The following is a 19,878-nucleotide window of genomic DNA, read 5'->3' as shown; positions in this document are numbered from 1 at the left end:
ATTTTTGTCAAGTGTTTCTTTCCATTTATCCGTCTTTTCTCCCCTGCTATCTGGTGACATTTTTCAGCCACTTATACGTTCTGTAGCGATATACAGAAAATGGAATCTTAATAATTTCATCACTGCACAGCAGAATATAAATCCAAGGCATGGGGATTCCAATGACAAATGCTCCAATGGCTGCTCCTGCAATGGAACACAGCCACATAACACTCACATCTAAAATAAGCCCAAACCTGGTATCTCCCCCTGCACGGAAAATTCCCACAATCATAGTTGTATTGACTGACTGTCCCACAACGTAATAGGACATAATCAGCATCATTGCAGTGAGATAGCTCTTTGCCAGAGGGGTCAGATTCAACAGGCTTCTTACCAGAGGAGAGATGCACAGTATCAGAAGTCCGCCTCCGATTCCGCAAATAACGGCAATCTTTACAAAACGCTTTCCATACTGTCTTGCCAGCTCCTCTTTCTTTTCTCCGATAGCTTTTCCAATCATAATAGCCGCTGCATTGGAAATTCCGAATCCGATGACCATAGAGAGCTGTCTGCATACCTGAGCGACTGAATGTGCCGCTACCACAGAACTTCCCAGATGTCCCACAATAGCAGAAATCGCCGCCATACCTGCACCCCAAGCAAGCTCATTCAAAAGCACGGGAAAGGCATAGGTAAAAAAGTCCTTTCCCAAAGCTTTGTCTTTTACAAACAAATCCTTTATGTGAATTTTTACCACATCATTCATCTTCACTGCATAGAAGACCACAATCAGTACCTCGATAACCCTTGCAAGCAAAGTTCCAAGGGCTGCTCCTGCTGCTCCCATGGCAGGCACACCCAAAAGGCCGAAGATGAAAATGGCATTAAAAATCACATTGGCAACAAGGGAAGTCCCGTATACCACAGTAGCAATCACTACCTTCTCCACACTGCGGATAATATTCAGATACACATTGGTAAAAGCAGACAGCATATAAGAAAATGCCACAATTCTCAGATAGCTGATTCCTGCCTCAATGACTGCCTTGTCTGCAGTAAAAATCCGCATCAGAAGCCCCGGAAAGGCCAGCGCCGCCACAGTAAACACCGCCGCTCCTAAAAGAGAAATCCGAAAAGACATTCCCATAACTTTTTCAATGGTTCTGGTATCCTTTTTTCCCCAGTACTGTGCAGTCAGCACACAGGCTCCAGAGGTCAGTCCGAAAAATAAAAGGGACAGGATAAAATACACCTGATTTGCCAGAGAAACCCCGGAAAGGGCTGTTTCTCCTACTTTTCCCAGCATAATAACGTCCGTAGAGGTAACGCCTACGTTAATCAGGTTCTGGATTGCCATGGGCATCACCAGACGCACAACATTGGAATAAAACCCCTTATCCTCAAGGCTCATATTTCTTTTTAAAATCATTTTTTTAACCTTTCTCTTCTGTTCCTTTCTCCAATCTCCTAAATCTGAATTTCTCCGTCAAATACCACTTCAGCCGGGCCTGTCATATACACCAGATTATCTCTTCTGTCCCAGAAAATCTTCAAATCACCGCCCAGCAGTTTTACTGTTACCTGCTCCTGGGTATATCCGTTTAACACACAGGCAACTGCCACTGCACAGGCTCCGGTGCCACATGCCAGAGTTTCGCCGCTGCCTCTCTCCCACACCCGCATTTCTACGGTATTGCGGTCAAGGACATGGACAAATTCTGTATTGACGCTCTCCGGAAAGGCCATGTGCTTTTCAAAGCCGGGTCCCACTTTTTCAAGATCCAGATTTTGAATATCCTCCATAAATACCACGGCATGAGGATTTCCCATGGATACGGCTGTCACCTCATAAATGTTTTCCTCCACATTCAGGGGTTTTGAAATTACCGGGGACTGGGGGTATTTCATGGGAATTTTCTCAGTTTCCAGGACAGGACTTCCCATATTCACCTTAATCTCCACAGCTTTTCCGTCCCTGACAGTCAAATCCAGATACTTAATTCCGCTCTTTGTATCCACACTGACCTGGGTTTTATCTGTAAGCCCATAGTCATATACGTATTTTGCCACGCACCGGATACCATTTCCGCACATAGCCCCCTGGCTTCCGTCTGCATTGTACATTTCCATTTCAAAGTCTGCCTTTTCAGATGGCTTGATTAAAATCAGTCCATCTGAACCAATGCCAAAATGGCGGTCACTGACCTTTTTTGCAACCTCAGAAGGATTTTTCACCTCTTCCTCCAGACAATTGACATAAACATAGTCATTCCCGATTCCCTGCATTTTCGTAAATTTCATTTTCGCATCCTCCTGTCTGTGTTATACCGCTTCCTTTAACTTCAGTGTAAAGAATCCAGAGTAATATCCCTTTGCTTTCAGCGCCTGCAGATTTTCCTGTGTTTCCAAATCTTCTACTACTCCTTTTCTGGAGGGAAGGGAACTCCACGGCTCTATGCAAACATAAGGTGCGTCTGTATGAGGCATATGCCAGATTCCAAGATAAGGCAGCCCCTTTGTTTCCATTTCCAGACCTGCTTTTCCCTTTTCGCTTTCCAGACGCATACGGGTAGGCACATTTCTCAGAATAATCGCATCATCATCAAATAAATCGTGGCGCAGGTGCAGACGGTTCCGAGCATCAAGGGCAAAGAGGTTGTCCTCTCCTGTAACAAAGCAATCCTCAGACATTCCCACACGCATCATGTTGTCCGTATTTACAAATTCAATATAATAGTCTTCAAAATTCAGCCCATCCTCCAGAGGCAGTCCAAAGCCCGGGTGTCCCCCAATGCCGAAATACATGGTCTTTTTATCCTTATTCTGTACACTGTAAGTCACCTTTAATTCCCTGCCCTTTAACTCATATTTCAGCTTTAACTCAAAGTGAAAAGGATACTGGCGGTAGGTTTCCTCACTGTCCTGTAAAGAAAATACAATCTTGCTCTCTGTCTTATCCTTTACCTTTAAAACAGAATCCTTTAAAAATCCGTGGATATCCATTTCATAGGTTTTCCCTTTATAAGTATATTTTCCCTCTGTCAGACGGGCAATATAAGGAAACAGATTAATGGCGCTGTCCCCCCAGTATTTTTTATCTCTCTGCCATAAATACTCTCTGCCTTCTGCGTCCTTTACAGAACACATCTGCCCTCCAAGAGATTGGATAGAAACCTCCATTTTCTCATTTTTGATTGTGTAAACCATACGTTTTCTCCTCCTGCAAAAAATTTCATATGACTATATTAATGCAATTCTCTGTTTTTCGCAAATTTATTTTACCTTTTCTTCCATTTTTCAAGAAAGAAAAAGCCAGAAACTGTGCTTTATGCGACAGCCTCCGGCTCTTTTCCTATCTGAAATAAATTTTATCCTGTATGGAAATATGAATTACGCTTCTTCTACAAATTCTTCTTTGCCTAATCCGCAAACCGGGCATACCCAATCTTCCGGAAGATCTTCAAAAGCAGTTCCTGGTTCGATTCCGTTATCCGGATCTCCTAATTCTGGATCATATACATATCCGCATGGTTCACATACATATTTTTTCATTATAAATACCTCCTGTTAAACTTTATTTTTTCATTTTTTTAGAAATCTATTCTTTATTTCGCTCTTAGTTTACCACACTTCCTCAAAAGTTTCCAGAGTAAAATTGTAAAGTTTTCAAAAAAAGAATCTGCTCCGCAGGCGACGAAGCAGATTCTTCTTGCATGATAAGACAATAGACGATTGCAATCTATTGTATATATAAGGGTAACGGGTGCCGAATAAAATCTCGAACCCACGTCCTACTCTTATAAGAACTGAGCTGCAACGATTGCAGCAATCATCAACGGGATATTGAAATGTAAGAATGTTGGTACACAGGTATCCCAGATATGGTCATGCTGACCATCGGCATTCAAACCGGAGGTTGGACCAAGCGTTGTGTCTGATGCAGGTGAACCAGCATCTCCAAGAGCTGCTGCTGCTGACATCAGAACGATGGTTGCTGCCGGTGAGAAGCCCATTTCGTGACATAACGGAACGTATAATACTGCCAGTACAGGAACGGTACCAAAGGAAGTACCAATACCCATAGTTACCAGAAGACCGATTAATGTGATAATGGTTGCTGCAACCCATTTGTTTCCGTTCATCAAAGAAATTGCACTCTTAACCAGCTCATCTACTGCACCTGTATTCTGCAGAACAGTTGCAAAACCGCCTGCTACTAACATAACAAATGCGATGAATCCCATTAATTTAATACCGCCCTGGAACTGTTCATCAATATCTTTCGGTTTTACTGCCTGGAAGATAAACATAACCAGAAGTCCGCCAAGAGCTGCAACCGGAAGAGAACCATAAATAATCTGCAGAGCAACTACAACTACGATGGCTGCAAGTGTTACCCAGTGCTGGTATTTCAGTGTCAAATCTTCTGATTCATGTACGCCCTCAAGCTGAATATCTTTGTATTCACGAGGTTTTCTGTATGTAATGAATACTGCAATAGCAAGACCAATAAGCATAGCCACTGCAAGAATCCAGTTAACTGCTGTAATGTCATTGACGGTAACTTTCCAGCCAAAGTCTTTTGCATTATCATTGATGTTATCTCTGATAATGCCCATGAAAATCAGACCGAATCCCATAGGAACTGCAATGTAAGGCGCCTTATGACCAAATGCGATGGTACAGGCAACTCCACGTCTGTCCAGTTTCATCTTGTTCATCATAGCCAGTAATGGCGGAACCAGAATCGGGATATATGCAATATGAATCGGAATAATATTCTGAGATGCACATGCAATTACCAATAAGATAGTCAACAGAATCCATTTATTTCCGCCTACTGCTTTCGCAATTTTCTTAGAAAGGATTTCTGTGATACCGGTATACGCCATAGCTGAAGCAAAAGTACCAAGCAGTACATATGCCAGTGCGGTTTCTGCATTACCGCTGAATCCGGCAATTACAGAACTCATAATACTGTCATCACCAACAAGCGGCAACCCGCCAATAATTCCTGCTACAAACAGTGAAACCAACATGGACAGTAATACATTTACTTTCAACAGGCAGAGTACGCATAAAAGCAACACTGCCACAATTACAGGATTAAGTAAATTTTCCATAAATAAACCTCCCTCTTTTTTACATTAATGCCGCCGCTAAAGGGGTCCCTCTCCAAACACGGCGGCATTGCACCCGTGATAAAATTTTTATCTTGTTTCGATTGCTCCACCAATGGCCTCTTCTACTGCTTTGATTAGGGAACCATTTTCAATGATTTCTTCGCAATAGTTGATATCGCCGTATAATTCGCGGTCATCGTCTAAGGTTGCTACCTGTTTACGAACTAAATCGTAAGCAGCCTGTGTACCTTTACCAAGACCCTTATTACCTCTCATATCAATACCCTGGCAGGCAACCATCAATTCCATAGCAAGAACACGTCTTACGTTCTTAGCAATCTCTCCAGCCTTTCTTGCTGCAATAGTACCCATGGATACGTGGTCTTCCTGTCCTGCTGATGACGGAATACTGTCAACAGATGCAGGGTGAGCAAGCACCTTGTTTTCAGATACTAATGCTGCTGCTGAGTACTGAACAATCATGAAACCTGAGCAAACTCCACCATGCGGTGTAAGGAATGCCGGCAAATCACTGTAAGCCGGGTTTACCAGACGTTCAATACGTCTTTCAGAAACGTTCGCCAGTTCGGCTACACCGATACCAAGGAAGTCAAAGCTTAATGCCATTGGCTGACCGTGGAAGTTACCGCCTGAAATACCTGCACGGTCTTCCTTGAAGATAATCGGGTTATCTGTTACAGAATTGATTTCAATATTTACTTTATCTAATACATAGTTGATTGCATCTTTGCTTGCGCCGTGAATCTGCGGTGAACATCTTAAGGAGTAAGCGTCCTGTACGCGGATTTCTCCCTGGCGTGTAGTATTTTTGCTGCCTTCCAGCAATCTTAACAGATTTCTTGCTGTTGCAAGCTGTCCGGAATGCGGACGAACATCATGTACTCTGTGGTCCAGGGCATCTACAACACCATTCTGTGCTTCAAAGCAGAGTGCATCTGCAATATCAGCTACTTTCAGTAAGTTCAGTGCATCATAAAGAGCAAGAGAACCTGCTGATGTCATAGCCTGTGTACCATTGTTTAATGCAAGACCTTCTTTTGCAGATAATTCAATTGTAGGAATACCTGCGCGTTTCATAGCTTCTGCACCTGGGAGAAGTTCACCTTCATAATAAGCCATACCAAGTCCCAGCATCGGTAATACCATGTGAGATAATGGAGCAAGGTCACCGGAAGCACCCAGAGAACCTTTCTCTGGGATAAAGGAAGTAACTCCCTTATTCAGCATATCTACCATTGTCTGTACAGTTTCCAGACGGATACCGGAAAATCCTTTTACCAGATTGTTGATACGAAGAAGCATGATTCCTCTCGCAATATCCTCTGAAAATGGATTTCCTGCACCTACTGCGTGTGTGATAATCAGGTTTTTCTGAAGCGCCTTGCACTGATCCTGAGAAATTACCACATCACTGAATTTACCAAATCCGGTTGTAATTCCGTATACAACCTTTTCTTCCGCAACTAATTCATCTACAACCTTTCTGGATTCGATGATGTTCTGTTTTGCTTCCTCTGCTAATTCAATTTTCGCATGACCGCGGCAGATAGCTGCTATCTGCTCTAAAGTCAGGTCCTTTCCCGTGATTACAATATTGTTCATATCGCACCCTCTTTTCCTATATATATTATATGTGGAATTATACAGATTTAGGTGTCAAAAAAGCGTCAATAAATGTCATTTTGCATAATATCTTTTTAGACGTTTTGACTTTACATAAGCAACTTTACTATATTACCACAATAAATTCACTCTGTAATATAAGCGTGAATCTCTTTTAAAAGCCCCATGGTTGTGGGGTTTTTAATTTTTTCCGACAGCTTTAGGCTATCCTGATAAAAGGCTTTTGCCTCCTCTTTTCTACCCTCATTCCACAAAAGCATTGCCATATATGCCTCTGCCCTCTCCAGTCCCCAGTAATATCCATGACGCTTTAAGCAGGACACTGCCTTCTCCAGATACTCCTCTGCCTGTGCTTCCTTTCCCTGCAGGTAATAAATCTGTCCGAGTCCGGAATAAAACTGTCCCATACCATTGGTGATAACCTTTCCGCTTCCCAATTCCACTGCCTTTTGATAACAGGCAAGAGCAGCCTCCAAATCTCCCTGTATTCTCTTCATATCTCCCAGATATCCATGGCAGGCAGCAATCCCCATACGAAAGTGCTCCTTTTCTTCTGCACTGGCACGGAACAGCTCCATAGCTTTATGAAGGGTTTGCTCTGCCTCCTCATAAGAACCTCTGTACAGCAGATACCAGCCCTTTAACCTGGTAAAGACGCCCTTTTCCTCAGCCGGCTGCTGCTCCTTTTCTAAAAGCTCCAGTCCCCGATTCACATAGGCTTCCACCAGCTTTAAGTCCTCCACCTGGATTCCATAGAAAATCATCTGCTTGAAATTATTCAGCAACATTTTTTCTTCACCCAAAAGCTCTGCCAGCTCCATGCTCTTCTGAATACAGAAAATCCCTGCTTCGTATTCTCCCACTGCAATTTTATAACGTCCCTTGACGTAATACATTTCCATTTTCATTTCCTGCGCCTGATGAGAATTTTCCTCCAGACGAATCACTTCTTCAGCCAAAGCCAGCATTTCTGCCGCTCCTTTTGTAATGCAAAATTCGTCGCTGCCATATTCTATCTCCCAATGAAGCACAGGAAAGTTCTCATTTACAATGGTATAGTATTCTTTCAGATATTTTATCTTATACTCATATGTTTTCACCTGATTATGGCTTCTCTCATAGTGGTGAATAATCATTGGAAGACTCTCGAAATTTTTTTTCGCCTCTGCCTGTTTCTCATAATACTCTGCCAGTATCTCATGATACATGCGCTTTTTACCAATACTCTGCCGCTCATACAGATACTCCCGAAAAACCCGATGGACAAATTTATAATAGATATTCCATCCCACCAGCATTTCTTTAATCAAATGCCGCTCCTGCAGCCGCTCCAGTATCTGAAGGAGTGTCAGACGGTCTATTTTGGGAAGCAAAAGCTCCAGCTCCTCTATGCTGATTTTCTCCGGGGAAAGGGACATGCACTCCAGCACCTCATTCTCACTCTCCGGAATTTCTGCCAGACGTGCTTTAATCACATTGGTTGTCTTGGGGGAAATTTCCAGGGTGTATCCCTTCTCTTTAATGAGATTCATAAGTTCCATAAGGAAAAACGCATTTCCATCTGTCATCTGGTAAATATTCTCCCGCTTTTCCTCCTCCTTATCAAGCTGTGGAAGATACCGGTGCAGCAGCTCATCTGCCTCTTTTCTTGTAAAGGAGTTCAGTGCAATGACCTGCAGACAGTCTTTTTTCATCAGCTTTTCCAGGGCTTCCATAACCTTTGTGTCACTGTCCTGGCTATAGGTACACACAAGAAGCAGCCGATCCGTCCCAATGGTGAGCAGCACACGGTTTAAAAGCTGGAAGCTCATCTGATCCATGTACTGGATATCATCAAAGAACAGAACCACCTTATGCTGCTGTGCAATCCTGCGAAACATTTCCAGTACAGACTGCTCCATAATCTGATAAGTCAGCCGCCCCATCTTTTCACTACCCTCTGACAAAAGCCCCTTTAACACTTTTTTCAGCTTGCCTCTTTCATCATCGGTAATATCTCTTTCCAAAAGGCCATTTTCCATACACTGCTCAATTTCCCAGAAAATGTCGTTCCAAGGGCGGAGGAAAAACTCTGTTTCATCTTTATAACATGCTGCATGCAGGGAAATCATCTGATAGCCTTTTACCATCTGTCTTGTCTTTTCCAGCAGCGCGGATTTTCCCACACCCTCCTCTCCGCCTATGGCAACACATTGAGGACACTGCCATCTTCCTGAACCGGTAAGGCATTCGCTGATACGGTAAATCTCCTCTGTTCTTCCGGTAAACGGAAGATTCCAGTTTCCACTGTCTGATGCAACGTTTCCTTTCACATTAAAAATCCGGTGAAAAAGCTCCGTAATCTCCGGAGAAGGCTCTACCCCCAGCTCCTCATCCAGTATTTTCTCCAAATCATAATACAGCTTAATAGCCATATTATAATTGCCACCGGAAGCATAAATATCCATAATCTCCTGATAAAGCTTCTCATTATAAGGGTCATGTTTTAACAGAATGTTGCTGTATTTCTGAATCTGAGCCATATCCTTCACAGCATCTGCCTCATAAAGCCTCTGACGCACAGACTTGAGAAAGAATCGGTTGTACTGTTCCTGCATAGAATCTACCCATTCCTCAAATTCATAGCTGTTCTTAATATGGAAGTGTGAAAGAAAACCCTCCTCTTCCTGTTCCAGAATATTGTCTTCGTTTATGCTGTCCCAGTCAATTTCCGGCATGCACTCCGGGTTCAAAGAAATACTGGTATGTCCCGCAGTCACCAGAATTTCCTTTCCCAGCAGTTTTTTTATCTGATAAACAGCCTCTCTTAAATTCTTCCGACCTACATTCTCGTTATCTGCACCCCACAGCACATAAATAATTTCTTCTCTTGTCGCAGTTTTCTTTACACAAAGATAATAGAAGAAGCCCTCTGCCTTTTTATATGGAAAATTTACCCGCTCTCCTCCTGCTTCTACATACGGCCTTCCCAAAAGATGTACTCTGATTTTATCCAAATTCTATCCCTCACATTCTATATACCCCTAAGTATACTAATCTCCCTGTCTAATGTCAACTAAGGGGGCGCTGCACTTTCTTTGAAAACCCGTTGAAAAATCTCGACTTCCAGTATATGATGAAAGTATCATTATGTATCTAGGGGGACATCACATGAACCGCAAACCAACTATACTTTATTATGACCACGGACAGGAAGAAAAACGCAAACTTCTGGAAAAAGGGGTAAGCCGCATGGGCTTTTCTCTGATTCCCGTTCTGCCGATTCAGTTTCCGCAGACCGTAGGATATCTTGCAAAAGTCAAGGGCTTTCCCACCAGAAAGGTTTCTCCGCTGGAAATCCCTCCTGCAATCTCTCAGGAGGTTATGGTTTTATGCTACTTTTCGGAAAAAAATCTGGACATGCTCCTTACTGCCATGAAAAATGAAGTACTTCCTCAGGTAGCTTTGAAAGCCATTCTCACACCCCAGAACAGCTTCTGGACCTTTTCTCAGCTTTTCCTGGAATTAATGGAAGAACACCAGAAATTCCATGCAGAAGAATCCAACAGCGAAAGATAAGCTTCCACTTTCTTTCTTCGCTGTATCGGGGCTACCACAGAAAAGAACAGACAGAAGGATTTCTGTGCCAAATGTGGCAGCCTCCCGTTCTTTTTTTCTTTTTTCTTCCATAAACTGTAGATAACCAATCTCTCTGAAAGGAGATTTCCTTTTGCCAAAAAAACTTCTGAACACTCTTATTCTTATGTCCTTTGCAGGGCTTCTCTTTTTGTGCGCCGCCTCGATTCTGCCGGATATTGTATCCGTAAGCAGCACAGCAGGAGGCAGAGAACTTCCTATTTACTGTGTAGAAACACAAAAGCCGCAGATTTCCATCAGTTTTGACGCTGCCTGGGGCAATGAGGACACACAGACCATTCTGGATATTCTTGCCAAACATAACGTAAAAGCCACCTTCTTTATGACCGGAGGCTGGGTGGAAAGCTATCCTGAAGACGTAAAACGGATTTTTGAGGCAGGACATGACCTTGGAAATCACAGTCAAAATCATAAATACATGACAAAGCTAAGCGACGAAGAGAAAACCCGGGAACTGATGACCGTACATAACAAAGTCAAGGAGCTTACCGGCTATGATATGTTCCTCTTTCGTCCGCCCTATGGAGATTATGACAATGAAGTGGTGAAAAATGCCCGTAAAAACAACTATTATCCCATTCAGTGGAACATTGACTCTCTGGACTGGAAAGACTATGGGGCAGATGACATTGTAAAACGTGTGACAGAAAACAAAAATCTGGGAAACGGCAGTATTATTCTCTGTCATAACGGCGCCAAATATACCAAAGACGCTTTAGAAAAGGTAATTACCACTCTACAGGAAAAAGGATATGAATTTGTTCCTGTTTCTCAGCTTATCTACCGGGATAACTACCATATGAACCACGAGGGACGGCAGATTCCTGACGATAAATAAAATTTTTTCGGAAAGTGATAGAAAACCCATGCCGGGAAACGAATATATAGTATAAGATAAAATACAGAAGGGAATGAGGACGCTATGAAAGTAACAGAAGATAATTTTATTCCTCTGCTCTGCCGAAAAAAGGAGAAAGCTCTGGAATATTGCATGATACATTACGGCGGTCTGGTGAAAGCTGTGATACATAAATATCTGGGAAACCTTCCCCATCTGGAAGAAGAATGTCAAAATGATGTATTTTTCGCTGTGTGGAATCACATTGAATCCTATCAGCCGGAAAAAAACTCTTTTGCCAACTGGATTGCAGGAGTTGCCAGACTAAAAGCTCTGGACTGCAAGCGGAAACATGCGGTTCATATGCTGGAAACAAGCTGGGAAGCCATGGAAGAGCAGGGACAGTCTGCTACACAGACCGTATGTTCAGCGGAGTTCCATGCTATAGAACAGGAATTTTCAGAAGAAACCCAGCAAATGCTTTCCTGCCTGAAGCCAAAAGACCGGGAGCTTTTCCTGAAACTCTATATTGATGAAGAAAACATGGAGGAAGTCAGCCGTTCCACCGGCCTTACAAAGCCTGTAATTTATAATCGGCTCTCCAGAGGAAAAAAACGTATCCGCAATCAATTTACACAAATGAGAGAAAGGAGCGAACGCTTATGAAGGAACAGATTTATACTCTTTTAAATGAAATGGATAACCAGGCAGATTCCTACGAATCTTCCCAGGTTTCGGAACTGGAACTGAAAAAATGGAAAAAACAGTTTTCTGTCCGCCATACCAGGCGCCGCAGCCCTGTAAAATATGTTGCCGCCGCAGCCGTTGCCGTATGTATCATGGGAACCACTCTGTTCTTTCCGCCCACACAGACACTTGTCTATGCGGGTATGAAATCCGTCACCTACAATCTGTCCCAGCTTCTGGGTATCCAGAAGGATTTATCTCCTTACCGCACCGTTGTGGGAGGTACCATCAGCAAGGACGGATTTACCGTAACGCTAAATGACGTGGTGCTGGACGAAAATCTCCTTTACATTTCTGACACCCTGACCGTGCCAGAAAAAATAGAAAACTTTGCCGGAAACGGAGCTGCGACCTGTGATGTAAATGTATTCATTAACGGAAAAATGGCCTCCTGGGGAGCAAGCGGCGGTATGGAACAGGCTGATGACTATAACCTGATCTCTTCCCGGCGCATTGCTCTGGAACCTGTGGATTCTACAGAAAGCCTGGATATGGAACTGCGATACTCTGTGGACGGCAAAGCCATAGGCAGCTTTTCCTTTGCCGCCACCGGAAAAGAACTCCTTGAAGATACGTTTACTGCTTCTCTGGACACAGAAGTTTCTCTGCCTGACCAGACAACACTCAAATTTTATAAATATTCCTCGAATGCTATGGGACAGAAAATTTATTTCAAATTTACTACGGAGCGCATGGATTACGATATTGTTCTGAAAGGAACAGATAATCTGGGAAATCCGGTGGAATTTTCCCTTCGTACTGTCAATGACCACATTGGCTGCATGGAAGTGGACACACTGAAAAACGGATATATCCGTGATGAGGCAGAATCTCTGACGCTGACTCCGTATATTGCCAAGATGCCGGAAGAAAGTGGACAAATGAGCTCGGACTTCCAGCCTGTTGGAGAGAGTTTTACAGTTATGACAAAATAAACATCTGACAAAATCATAAAACAGAAAAGGGCTGCTGTAAGAAATCCGCACTATAAATACTTCAGATTACGGTTTCGTACAGCAACTCTCTTTTCTATTTCTTTTTATTCGCATTTCTCATTGCCTGAAATCCAATCAGAACTGTCCATACATAAGCACAGGTCTTTGGAATCATCAGCATTCCAATCATGGGAATGGTATCTGCCCAAAGCACCACCGGAATATAAAATCCAAAGCTCAGTACAATAGTCAGCCACATATACTGAAATTCTTTATCCTTATGTTCTTTTGCACTTTTGTAAAACAGAAGAATAATCAAGAGTCCCAACAGGGCAAACGGAATGTTTCGGTAAATTCCCCAGGAAAGAGGCGCATCTGCACTCAGCCATTGATTTTGCGGGAACAGACACAATAAGATTCGTAACGCTGCCAAAACATAAACCGTTGCTGTCACTCCATTTTTCCCTTTGATTTTATAACGAATCCGCCACACATAGTACAGAAGAATATAGAAAATTGTCATAGTGATTGAAGTGATAAATTTTCCCATACCTAATGCTTCTGTAAAATTTTCCAGTCCTGTTGTACAAAGGGCAAAGGCTCTGGGAATCAGATGAAACGCATCTCCTGCACCCAGCACCACTGCCATGATTCCAAATAATCGAAATTCTCTGTTTCCTTTACTTTTTGCAATCATTAGAATTCCAATTGTAATCACAGATATCAAATAGACTGCATCAAAAAGTGTTTCTGCAATTGCCTGCATAAAAATATCCTCTCTTTCTTTATTTCCTGCTTTTATTTTGCAGTTTCCATATCTATATTTCTCGTGCGAACGGTTTTATAATAACTTTTCCCAAAAAGGATTCCTGCTAATAACAGTGCAGCTCCCAACCCGGTATAAAATACAGCAATGAATACTTCCGGTCCCAGCCCGGAAACCCGCAAATAGATTCCTCCGGTCATCATCACTGCCATAATCACAAAGGATTTCACATCAAAAAATTTCAGAAAAAAATGATATTCTTCTCTATAACCCCGGATTCTCTCTGTATGTTTTTTCACCAGACGACCAAAAATAAATGTCTGGAACACCAAAAATACAAGAGCGGATAAAAAAATATGAAACACGGAAATATACGGCGCATATGCCAGAAGTCCTATGCGTAAAATATTAAATCCTGCCACACACCAAACCAGACTTGCTATGAGTAAAAGTGTTTTTCTCTGTACCTTCATTCTTTCAACCTCCTTTCTGAACATCGTTCATATTTGTGTAAAAAAATTTCTGCTTTATAAAATCCTCTATCTGCAGCGAGCTGCTCTGCAACATAATCCCGTTTCGCAGCAGCTCTTTCCATAACTCCTTATTAGTAAAGCACTCTGCAGACCATTCCTAAAATCCCGCTGCAATCATAATTTTGCTGCAGAAGAGCTGCAATAATCAGGGAAAAAATCAATTCTACAAACTTTTCTCTGGTAAAACTTTCATCAAAAACTCCGGAACGAACCTTTTGATCTTGTTTCAGTACCATAAAAAGCCCTTCCTGAATATGCTTCCAGGACTGCGCCATAAGCTGCTGCCCCTGAGTCTTCTCTTCTCCCATAAAGCTCATGGAGTGCAAATTAAAAAAACCAGGATATTTTTCATCTCCTCTTTTCATGCTTTCGAAAACCCACTGTATACAATCTGTAAAGTTCTCAAATTGTCCCTGCCCTCCTGGAAAATGAAAGATGTCACACCAGACACTTTCCACAACCGCAGAGATCAAATCAGTTTTGGAAGAAAAATAATTATAAACAGAACCGATGGAAATATTACAGTCCCTGGCAACTGCCCGTATGTTTACCGCTCCCCAGCCCTGCGTCTGTATCAGCTTGCGGCTTACAGCCAAAATCGCTTCTCTGGAAGTCACAACAGTATTCAAGAAATCACCTCCCTGTGAAATGCGCCTCAAAATGAACTATGTTCAGTATAGGGGATATGGTCAAAAAAGTCAAGTACTTTAGAACAAAGAATTATCTTATCGAAAATAAATTTTCCTATAAAGAAAAAAACTTCACGAATCTTTGGATAACTGAAAACTTTTGGCTGTACTTGATTTTTCAAATGTAATGTTGCAAACATGTTAAAAACGCATGACTTTCATTACTTCTCACCATAACAAGCCCTTACAATATCTTGTATTCTCCTTATAAGATGTCCTGTCATAAAGAAAAATTGTTTCATAATGCATATACTTCAATATATTTTCATCAAACATAAACTTTAGATTAGCAGGAAATTCATCATCAGCCTCCCAATATTGGAGAATAACTGGCAAAAATGAAAAGGGATATAATTTTATAGCAACATCTCCTTTTAAATCTACCCTCTCTCCCATAAGTTCACAAACAGCCTCCAATTCTTTTACCTTACCATTAAAATAATCTGCTGCTCTCTGAAACATATTATTTCCCGGAGTTGACGATTTCACCGTCCCTTTCAGCATATTTAAAGAACAGTACTTTCCCGACAAACCAGACGTGTTTTTCCCATAACAAAGGACATCATATATTGTCATAGATTCATTATAATCTGCTTCTACGTAATTTCTGAAACAATCATCTGACCACTCTGCTATTCCATTTTTTCGATTAATCCTATAATGCCTTAATACAAAATCCAAATATAAATATTCCGAATCATTCTTCAGTGAATATTTCTGAATCATCATTGTCTGGTCATACTTTATAAATTCACTCCGCATCTGATTACGCATAATTTCATAATTTGATAATGCCATTGTTCAATCACCTATTGCTTTGCTATCAATGAGATTACTTTTTCTGCAATGTTTTCTCCAAACACTTGAAACTGCTCTGCATCTTTGTTCATTGTTTCGACGATTCCAACTGCTCCCAACTGGAACTTATTTGTCGTGTTTTTGCCAGCTCCGGAAAAAACTAACATCCTCTTTAGCATCATATTCTGACAACATCCATAATAGCCGTATCAACGCCTCCTATTGGAGACTGTGCTGTTACAAATACCGCACCTAATTTCCCACTTAAATCGAATCTTACATTGGAATCAAACCATTTCTTCAATTCCCAGCTCATTCCAGCACAATATACCGGTGTTCCGAAAATCACCGCTTCACTTTGCTGAAGAAATTCATAATCCACTTCATCATCTCGAATAGACATTAAGTTTACCTGTGCAAATGGAAATCTTTTTAAAATTCCTTCTTCAATATATTCTGCAGCAACTTCTGTATTTCCACCCTGACTTACATAAATAATTGATATCTTCATTCCTCTGTCCTCCTTATATTATAGAAATAATTGTGATATTCCTTTTGTAATATCTATCTCTGTCATTTTCGGATCAATAAATCCCACATAATAGATTCCAAAATATATAAAAAATATAATATGGATTTCTTCCTCTGAAAGTTTTTTTTCATAATTTGCTGCAAACTGTTCTTGCAAAGTCACATATATGTGATGGAGCTCCTCCCTTACAGCATTTTGAAGTTCCTTACTATAGGAAGCTAATGCTGTAGTCATAATAATTTTCTTTGGTGTAATCAGCATATTTCTACTCTCTGAAACAGAATGAAAAAACGCATTCATATATGCTTTCATATCAGAAAATTCTTTTATATCTCTTGCCTCAAACCAATCTATGATCTGAGAACACAACATTTGTCCTGCTCTATGAACTGCTGCTATATTAAGACTGTTTTTATCCCCAAAATAACGTAAAACTTTTGAATGACTCATACTGGCTTCCCTGGAAATTTCCCGCAGAGAAATATCCGTTATAGGTCTTGTGTCTGACAACCGGTTATATGCATCCAGAATTTCTATCTTTATTTTTTCTTTATCTACAATTAACGGCATCCTAATACCTCTTTTGTAATAATCACATATTGATTTTTCAAACCAAATGGTCTATTATAATAATAAACCACTTGGTTTATAAAATCAATCTTTAATTTCAAAACGATTCGAGAAGGGAAGCATTTAATTTGAGTACTATTGTTTTAGCATGCAGTTCACTAAAAGAATACATTAAAACCGCAATGGAAACACAAAATGTAAATTACGATATCATTTTAATTGATCGCAGTTTCCATATAGAACCTGCAAAAATGAAAAGAGAAATACAAAATACCCTTTCAAAGCTTCCGACTAATATCGATACTGTACTTGTTGCTATGGGATTCTGCGGCGGCACATGGGATAATGTAACATTTCCTTTTCGAATTGTAATTCCACGAGTAGACGACTGTATATCCATGCTACTGCAAACGGATGACCAATACATTTCAAACAGAAAAGAAACCGGAACATCTTTAGATTATGTTTCCGGTAGTAATCGAATATTGGAAAAACTGTTGACAGGAAGATGGGATAAACAATTTTTAGTCGCCGAACCCGGTCATAGGATCCGACATGCAGATTTTTTTGAATAACATCCAATTTTTAATTATAAACTATAATAAAAAATCGTAGAGGGGGCTGTCGCACTAAGTAATTAGCGCCACAGCCCCCTCATATTCTTTTACACTTAGTTTGTCCACCATGATATCGTGTTTTTCCCTTTCAGATATCCCTTAAACTGAGAAACACTATATTTTGGCGGTATACTTACCAGCATATGAATATAGTCTGGCATTAAGTGTCCTTCTATAATTTCCACACCCTTATAAGCACTTGCTACACCCCCGCATAGCAGGTGGTTTTATGTACTCAATTTCTTATGCTTCTTGCCAGCTTCTTATTTCCGGCACTGCCTCTCCGGCTTTTTTCATGTATTCCTTTAATTTATCTCTTAACTCTTTTTTCACCCCTTCATATCCCGGAAACTTTATTAGATTCTCATTTTCGCAGGGATCTTTTTCCAGATCATATAAATATTTTTCATAATATATGTCTGCTCCGGAACAATTCCATGGATCTTCTTTTGCCACAACACAGTATTTCCACCTGGAGGTGCGGATTGCCCGCCCCACTTCGCTTTCGCTAATTTGAAGAAATACACAGTCCTCCCAGTTCTGTGCCGTGCCTTCTGCCAGGACTTTTAAGGAACGCCCCTGAAAATCTTCCGGCTTTTCAATGCCCGCACAGTCCAACAAAGTAACCGGCAAATCCATCAGGCTGACCAGGTTCGGAATCTTTTTCCCGCCTTTGAAGGCTCCTCCTGCTGCAAGCAAAGGAATATGGATACTAGATTCATGACAGGAACGCTTATACTCCTGGTTCCTGGTGCAAAAATGACAGCCATGGTCTGAGGTATAGAACAAAATCGTATTCTCCCACAGTTTATGTTCTTTGAGCGTATCAATCAAACGCCCCACATTTTCATCTAAACTATGGCACTGCCCCAGATAATCCGGATAACTGGCCTCCCAATCTCCTGCACCCTTTATCATATCCTGTGGAGGAACAAAGTTTTTAAACTTTTCCTTACTTCCATCCGGCCCTTCAAAGCGATTATGGTCATTCTGGTGATGGGGCTCTATCTGGGAAATAAACAGGAAGAACGGATTCTCCTTTTTATATTCCTGCAAATAGTGAATGGCATAATTATTGATTGCATCTGCCCGGTATCCAATAAACTCCTGTTTTTTCCCGTTTTTGTCAAAAACATATCCATCATATCCGTGAGAGGTCGCTTCCAGCAACATCAGAAGCCATCCAGTAATCACGGTATCCGCCTCTTCTTTCTTCCGGGATTGCCCTTGTTTCAAAATTTTCTTCATCCACTGGTGCTGTATAGCTAGCCCTGTTGGATGCAAGATGCCACTTTCCAACGTATGCGGTATCATAGCCTGCTTCATGAAAATAATCTGCCAAGGTCTTGATATTTTGCGGCAGAGCCAGTGCATTCCTGTGACATCCAATCTGCGTAGCATATTTCCCACTTTGCAGGCAGGCTCTTGCCGGACCGCATACCGGCTGGCAGGTGAACGCATTTTCAAACAGAACACCTTCTTTTGCAAGACGGTCTAAATTGGGCGTCACATTGAGACTTTGCCCGTAGCATCCCAGGGTATCCCAGCGCTGCTGATCTGAAAAATAAAAAATTATATTCGGTTTCTTCATCTTCTCTCCTATTTCAATCCTGTAGATACGACACCTTGTACAAAATATTTCTGCGCACACAAGAACAGAATAATCATGGGAACAGAAATCAAGGTTGCTGCTGCCATCATAGGCCCCCAACGTACTGTAGTTTCATCCCGGAACATGGTTAAAGCAAGCTGTACGGTACGCATACCCTCTGAATTTGTCATAACCAGCGGCCACAGATAATCATTCCATACTGCAGAGCCTTTCAAAAGTGCCAAGGTAGCCAGAATAACTTTTGAATTGGGAATGTAAATAGAAAAATATGTTCTCCATTTACTTGCCCCGTCAATCATTGCCGCTTCATCCAGGGAACGTGGGAAATTTTCGTAAAACTGCTTACAAAGGAAAATTCCAAAAGATCCGGATACCAGAGGAATAATAATTCCCGGCATGGTATTCATCAATCCGGAACCACCAAATCCCATAAAGTTATTTCCGCCGGCAAATGGAAATTTTGCCATGATCAGGAAGGTTGGCAGCATGGTAACCTGAGGCGGCATCATAAGTCCCACTAATAACAATGTAAATAATGCTTTTGAACCACGGAAGTGAAGTCTTGCAAAAGCATATCCTGCTATGGAGTTAAACAGCAAAGAAAATACAATACTTACAATGGTAATAATGAAAGAATTCCGAAAATAAATGCCCCAGTTTCCAGTAGATAATGCTTCTCTATAGTTATCAAAATGAAAGGATTCCGGCAGAAAATGAAAGACCGGCGAATTAATTTCTCCTGTTGTTTTAAATGAAGTAGAAATCATCATCACAATGGGAAAAATCATAATAAAAGAAACTACAGCCATACCAACTAGCCAAACTACTTTTGTCCATTTCTTTTTTTTCATATCTT

General features: G+C 41.3%; 21 protein-coding genes and 1 pseudogene. 5 read left to right on the top strand and 17 right to left on the bottom strand.

All coding sequences use genetic code 11. From position 1 onward, the window contains the following. Window positions 1-46: 46 nt before the first annotated feature. From DQQ01_RS02925 to DQQ01_RS02895, 7 genes are all read right to left on the bottom strand, one after another. Complete coding sequence (locus DQQ01_RS02925) at window positions 47-1,411, bottom strand: MATE family efflux transporter (RefSeq protein ID WP_111918273.1); 1,365 nt, start codon at window positions 1,409-1,411, stop codon at window positions 47-49. 38 nt (window positions 1,412-1,449) lie between these two features. Further along, window positions 1,450-2,283, bottom strand: coding sequence for a diaminopimelate epimerase (gene dapF, locus DQQ01_RS02920; RefSeq protein WP_111918271.1), 834 nt, complete (start codon window positions 2,281-2,283; stop codon window positions 1,450-1,452). Window positions 2,284-2,304: 21 nt separating this feature from the next. Next, entirely contained in the window at window positions 2,305-3,189 is an 885-nt protein-coding gene (locus tag DQQ01_RS02915; RefSeq protein ID WP_111918269.1) for an aldose 1-epimerase family protein, read from the bottom strand. Window positions 3,190-3,372: 183 nt separating this feature from the next. Further along, window positions 3,373-3,534, bottom strand: a complete 162-nt coding sequence (gene rd, locus DQQ01_RS02910; RefSeq protein ID WP_111918267.1) for a rubredoxin — start codon at window positions 3,532-3,534, stop codon at window positions 3,373-3,375. Window positions 3,535-3,779: 245 nt separating this feature from the next. Further along, window positions 3,780-5,105 (bottom strand): Na+/H+ antiporter family protein, encoded by a 1,326-nt coding sequence (locus DQQ01_RS02905; protein WP_111918265.1) that lies wholly within the window; start codon window positions 5,103-5,105, stop codon window positions 3,780-3,782. An 87-nt stretch (window positions 5,106-5,192) separates the two neighbouring features. Next, window positions 5,193-6,728 carry a histidine ammonia-lyase gene (gene hutH / locus DQQ01_RS02900; protein ID WP_111918263.1) on the bottom strand — a complete coding sequence of 512 codons (1,536 nt, stop codon included), beginning with the start codon at window positions 6,726-6,728 and terminating at the stop codon, window positions 5,193-5,195. Between the two features lie 146 nt (window positions 6,729-6,874). Continuing rightward, window positions 6,875-9,745 carry an ATP-binding protein gene (locus DQQ01_RS02895; protein WP_111918261.1) on the bottom strand — a complete coding sequence of 957 codons (2,871 nt, stop codon included), beginning with the start codon at window positions 9,743-9,745 and terminating at the stop codon, window positions 6,875-6,877. Between the two features lie 154 nt (window positions 9,746-9,899). On the opposite strand from DQQ01_RS02895, the gene DQQ01_RS02890 reads away from it, so the two are divergent. From DQQ01_RS02890 to DQQ01_RS02875, 4 genes are all read left to right on the top strand, one after another. Then, the gene (locus DQQ01_RS02890) at window positions 9,900-10,307 is read left to right on the top strand and encodes a DUF3783 domain-containing protein (RefSeq protein WP_162624230.1); all 408 of its coding nucleotides are present in this window, start codon (window positions 9,900-9,902) and stop codon (window positions 10,305-10,307) included. Window positions 10,308-10,458: 151 nt separating this feature from the next. Beyond that, complete coding sequence (locus DQQ01_RS02885; RefSeq protein ID WP_242980515.1) at window positions 10,459-11,223, top strand: polysaccharide deacetylase family protein; 765 nt, start codon at window positions 10,459-10,461, stop codon at window positions 11,221-11,223. Window positions 11,224-11,307: 84 nt separating this feature from the next. Further along, on the top strand, window positions 11,308-11,889 hold the full coding sequence (locus DQQ01_RS02880) for a sigma-70 family RNA polymerase sigma factor (protein WP_111918257.1): 582 nt from the start codon (window positions 11,308-11,310) through the stop codon (window positions 11,887-11,889). Next, entirely contained in the window at window positions 11,886-12,905 is a 1,020-nt protein-coding gene (locus DQQ01_RS02875) for a DUF4179 domain-containing protein (RefSeq protein ID WP_111918255.1), read from the top strand. Before DQQ01_RS02880 ends, DQQ01_RS02875 begins: the two co-directional genes overlap by 4 nt. 94 nt (window positions 12,906-12,999) lie before the next feature. Here DQQ01_RS02875 and DQQ01_RS02870 read toward each other — a convergent pair whose 3' ends face one another. The 6 genes from DQQ01_RS02870 to DQQ01_RS02845 all read right to left on the bottom strand — a co-directional run bounded on the left by DQQ01_RS02870 (window position 13,000) and on the right by DQQ01_RS02845 (window position 16,673). Continuing rightward, window positions 13,000-13,671: a hypothetical protein gene (locus tag DQQ01_RS02870; protein ID WP_111918253.1), complete on the bottom strand. Its 672-nt coding sequence runs from the start codon at window positions 13,669-13,671 to the stop codon at window positions 13,000-13,002. 32 nt (window positions 13,672-13,703) lie between these two features. Further along, entirely contained in the window at window positions 13,704-14,144 is a 441-nt protein-coding gene (locus DQQ01_RS02865; RefSeq protein ID WP_111918251.1) for a hypothetical protein, read from the bottom strand. Between the two features lie 131 nt (window positions 14,145-14,275). Next, on the bottom strand, window positions 14,276-14,833 hold the full coding sequence (locus DQQ01_RS02860; protein ID WP_111918249.1) for a TetR/AcrR family transcriptional regulator: 558 nt from the start codon (window positions 14,831-14,833) through the stop codon (window positions 14,276-14,278). Window positions 14,834-15,061: 228 nt separating this feature from the next. Further along, the gene (locus DQQ01_RS02855; RefSeq protein WP_111918247.1) at window positions 15,062-15,691 is read right to left on the bottom strand and encodes a DUF3786 domain-containing protein; all 630 of its coding nucleotides are present in this window, start codon (window positions 15,689-15,691) and stop codon (window positions 15,062-15,064) included. Window positions 15,692-15,869: 178 nt separating this feature from the next. After that, window positions 15,870-16,202, bottom strand: coding sequence for a flavodoxin family protein (locus tag DQQ01_RS02850; RefSeq protein ID WP_111918245.1), 333 nt, complete (start codon window positions 16,200-16,202; stop codon window positions 15,870-15,872). An 18-nt stretch (window positions 16,203-16,220) separates the two neighbouring features. After that, window positions 16,221-16,673: a TetR/AcrR family transcriptional regulator gene (locus tag DQQ01_RS02845; RefSeq protein WP_162624229.1), complete on the bottom strand. Its 453-nt coding sequence runs from the start codon at window positions 16,671-16,673 to the stop codon at window positions 16,221-16,223. 248 nt (window positions 16,674-16,921) lie between these two features. Here DQQ01_RS02845 and DQQ01_RS02840 point away from each other — a divergent pair, with 248 nt between their 5' ends. Next, on the top strand, window positions 16,922-17,368 hold the full coding sequence (locus DQQ01_RS02840; protein ID WP_111918241.1) for a DUF1638 domain-containing protein: 447 nt from the start codon (window positions 16,922-16,924) through the stop codon (window positions 17,366-17,368). 113 nt (window positions 17,369-17,481) lie between these two features. On the opposite strand, the pseudogene DQQ01_RS02835 reads toward DQQ01_RS02840, so the two are convergent. The 4 genes and pseudogenes from DQQ01_RS02835 to DQQ01_RS02825 all read right to left on the bottom strand — a co-directional run. After that, window positions 17,482-17,601 (bottom strand): annotated as a pseudogene (locus DQQ01_RS02835) (transposase); the annotation flags it as partial. 52 nt (window positions 17,602-17,653) lie between these two features. Continuing rightward, a complete protein-coding gene (locus tag DQQ01_RS02830) occupies window positions 17,654-18,604 on the bottom strand; it encodes a sulfatase-like hydrolase/transferase (RefSeq protein WP_330407613.1) in 951 nt (316 codons plus the stop codon). After that, window positions 18,552-19,001 (bottom strand): sulfatase-like hydrolase/transferase, encoded by a 450-nt coding sequence (locus DQQ01_RS17095; RefSeq protein WP_330407612.1) that lies wholly within the window; start codon window positions 18,999-19,001, stop codon window positions 18,552-18,554. The genes DQQ01_RS02830 and DQQ01_RS17095 overlap by 53 nt, the downstream gene beginning before the upstream one ends. Window positions 19,002-19,009: 8 nt before the next feature. Then, window positions 19,010-19,873 (bottom strand): carbohydrate ABC transporter permease, encoded by an 864-nt coding sequence (locus tag DQQ01_RS02825; protein ID WP_111918239.1) that lies wholly within the window; start codon window positions 19,871-19,873, stop codon window positions 19,010-19,012. Between the last annotated feature and the right edge of the window lie 5 nt (window positions 19,874-19,878).

The organism is Blautia argi, from assembly GCF_003287895.1.
In the GTDB taxonomy this organism is placed as follows: Bacteria; Bacillota; Clostridia; order Lachnospirales; family Lachnospiraceae; genus Blautia; species Blautia argi.
Note: the sequence above shows the minus strand (reverse complement) of the source record. Positions and strands in the feature narration are given on the sequence as shown.

Bases quoted from the DNA above. Each gene is read 5' to 3' on its own strand.
- DQQ01_RS02925 (WP_111918273.1), bottom strand. From the start codon at position 1,411: ATGATTTTAAAAAGAAATATGAGCCTTGAGGATAAGGGGTTTTATTCC.
- dapF (WP_111918271.1), bottom strand. From the start codon at position 2,283: ATGAAATTTACGAAAATGCAGGGAATCGGGAATGACTATGTTTATGTC.
- DQQ01_RS02915 (WP_111918269.1), bottom strand. From the start codon at position 3,189: ATGGTTTACACAATCAAAAATGAGAAAATGGAGGTTTCTATCCAATCT.
- rd (WP_111918267.1), bottom strand. From the start codon at position 3,534: ATGAAAAAATATGTATGTGAACCATGCGGATATGTATATGATCCAGAA.
- DQQ01_RS02905 (WP_111918265.1), bottom strand. From the start codon at position 5,105: ATGGAAAATTTACTTAATCCTGTAATTGTGGCAGTGTTGCTTTTATGC.
- hutH (WP_111918263.1), bottom strand. From the start codon at position 6,728: ATGAACAATATTGTAATCACGGGAAAGGACCTGACTTTAGAGCAGATA.
- DQQ01_RS02890 (WP_162624230.1), top strand. From the start codon at position 9,900: ATGAACCGCAAACCAACTATACTTTATTATGACCACGGACAGGAAGAA.
- DQQ01_RS02880 (WP_111918257.1), top strand. From the start codon at position 11,308: ATGAAAGTAACAGAAGATAATTTTATTCCTCTGCTCTGCCGAAAAAAG.
- DQQ01_RS02875 (WP_111918255.1), top strand. From the start codon at position 11,886: ATGAAGGAACAGATTTATACTCTTTTAAATGAAATGGATAACCAGGCA.
- DQQ01_RS02870 (WP_111918253.1), bottom strand. From the start codon at position 13,671: ATGCAGGCAATTGCAGAAACACTTTTTGATGCAGTCTATTTGATATCT.
- DQQ01_RS02865 (WP_111918251.1), bottom strand. From the start codon at position 14,144: ATGAAGGTACAGAGAAAAACACTTTTACTCATAGCAAGTCTGGTTTGG.
- DQQ01_RS02855 (WP_111918247.1), bottom strand. From the start codon at position 15,691: ATGGCATTATCAAATTATGAAATTATGCGTAATCAGATGCGGAGTGAA.
- DQQ01_RS02850 (WP_111918245.1), bottom strand. From the start codon at position 16,202: ATGAAGATATCAATTATTTATGTAAGTCAGGGTGGAAATACAGAAGTT.
- DQQ01_RS02845 (WP_162624229.1), bottom strand. From the start codon at position 16,673: ATGAGTCATTCAAAAGTTTTACGTTATTTTGGGGATAAAAACAGTCTT.
- DQQ01_RS17095 (WP_330407612.1), bottom strand. From the start codon at position 19,001: ATGAAGAAACCGAATATAATTTTTTATTTTTCAGATCAGCAGCGCTGG.
- DQQ01_RS02825 (WP_111918239.1), bottom strand. From the start codon at position 19,873: ATGAAAAAAAAGAAATGGACAAAAGTAGTTTGGCTAGTTGGTATGGCT.